Origin of the sequence: uncultured Psychroserpens sp. (assembly GCF_947492715.1) — a bacterium.
Lineage (GTDB): Bacteria > Bacteroidota > Bacteroidia > Flavobacteriales > Flavobacteriaceae > Psychroserpens.
On record NZ_CANLNS010000017.1, the window covers coordinates 1 to 2437 of the forward strand.

1 pseudogene is annotated in these 2437 nt (G+C 37.3%); it reads left to right on the forward strand.

The window, feature by feature from the left end:
• Positions 1-2437 (forward strand): annotated as a pseudogene (locus Q0787_RS19220) (gliding motility-associated C-terminal domain-containing protein); the annotation flags it as partial.

The following is a 2437-nucleotide window of genomic DNA, read 5'->3' on the forward strand; positions in this document are numbered from 1 at the left end:
GATTATGACTTTAATAACTTAAATACAACTTGTGGTCCTTGTGGTACATTAAATGTTACTTACACTATTGCTGATGACTGTGGCAATACCTCAACAGTTGTTGCAACCTTAACTTTTGATGATGGAACAATTCCTGATGTATCTAATTGCTCTGTAACTGATGAATCTATTGAATGTTCTGGTGCTGACAATGAACAGTTAGCTAACGACTGGAATGCTGGAAATATTACTGCTCTAGAAACATGTGCTGACGACCTTGGTATTACAGTAACTTCAGATTATGCTTATACCAATTTAGTATCTACATGTGGTCTAGGTGGAACAATTACTGTAATCTATACAATTACTGACGACTGTGGTAATGCTACTACGTTAAGTGCAACTTTGACTTTAGAAGATACAACACCTCCTAATCTTGATAGCTGTGATGTAACCAACGCTTCTATTGAGTGTTCTGGTGACGATAATGAACAATTAGCTAATGATTGGAATGCAGCCAATATCGCTGCCCTTGAGTCTTGCGCTTCTGATTCTTGTGATACAGATTTAAATACTCAAGTAACTTCAGATTATGATTATTCTAATTTGGTGTCTACTTGTGGTCAAGGTGGAACTATTGCTGTTGTTTATATAATTACAGACGACTGTGGTAATGCTTCAACTTTAAATGTGACATTGACTTTAGAAGACACAACACCTCCTAGCCTTGATAATTGTGCCGTAACTGATGCATCTATTGAGTGTTCTGGTGATGATAATGAACAATTAGCTAATGATTGGAATGCAGCCAATATCGCTGCTCTAGAGTCTTGTGCTTCTGATTCTTGTGATACAGATTTAAATATTCAAGTAACTTCGGATTATGATTATTCTAATTTGGTGTCTACTTGTGGTCAAGGTGGAACCATTGATGTTGTTTATACAATCACAGACGATTGCGGTAATGCTGCAACTTTAAATGTGACCTTAACTTTAGAAGACACAACACCTCCTAATCTTGATAACTGTGCCGTGACTGACACATCTATTGAGTGTTCTGGTGATGATAACGAACAATTAGCTAATGATTGGAATGCAGCTAACATCGCTGCCTTAGAATCTTGTGGTGTGGACACTTGCGATACAGATTTCACTGGTCAAGTAACTTCAAATTATGCTTATACCAATTTAGTGACTACTTGTGGTCAAGGTGGAACTATTGATGTTGTTTATACAATTACTGATGACTGTGGTAACTCAACCACGCTAAACGCAACATTAACGTTAGAAGATACTATTGCACCAGATCTTTCAAATTGTACAGTAGAAAATACGCAATTAGAATGTTCTGATACTGAAAACGAATCGCTTGCCGACGCTTGGAATGCTGCAAACATCGCTGCTCTTGAAACTTGCGCTGTCGATTCTTGTGATACAGATTTCACAGGTCAAGTTACTTCGGATTATGATTTTAATAATTTAAATACAACTTGTGGTCCTTGTGGAACTATAAGTGTAACCTATACTATTACTGACGATTGTGGCAATGAAACGACACTTTCAGCTGTACTAACTTTTGGAGATGAAACGATTCCTGATTTATCAAATTGTGATGTTCAAGACGTTACCTTAGAATGCTCTGGTGACGAAAATGAAACATTAGCGAATGATTGGAATGAAAATAATATCGTTGCACTTCAGACTTGTGCTGATGATTTAGGTATTACTGTAACTTCAGATTACAACTATACAAACTTTGTAGAGACATGTGGTCTAAGTGGAAGTATTACTGTAACGTATACGGTTTCAGATGAATGTGGTAACTCTGCTTCTCTTCAATCAACTTTAACAATTGAAGATACAACGCCTCCAACATTTACGGTTCCAGCTGATGTAACTTTAGAATGTGATCAAGATCCTTCAGATTTATCACTTACTGGAGATGTTACTGATGAAACAGATGTTTGTTCAGGGCTTTTAGAGGCTACTTATATAGATACTGTTGCTAACGGTTCATGTGCTAGCGAGTCGGTAATTACGAGAACTTGGACTTTAGCTGATGACTGTGGAAACACAACAACTTTAGTTCAAACGATTACTGTTCAAGATACAACGGCTCCAACATTTACGGTTCCAGCTGATGTAACCTTGGAGTGTGATGACGATATTAATGACATTGTGTTAACAGGTGATGTGACTGATGAAGCTGATAACTGTTCAACAGGTTTAGAAGCTACATTTACTGATGATGTTGCCCAAGGTGATTGTCCAAATTCGTCAATCATCACTAGAACTTGGACGTTAACTGACGACTGTGATAACACAACAACTTTAGTTCAAACGATTACTGTTCAAGATACAACGGCTCCAACATTTACGGTTCCAGCTAATGTAACTTTAGAATGTGATGCTGATATATCTGATGTTACTCTAACGGGAGATGTAACTGATGAAGCTG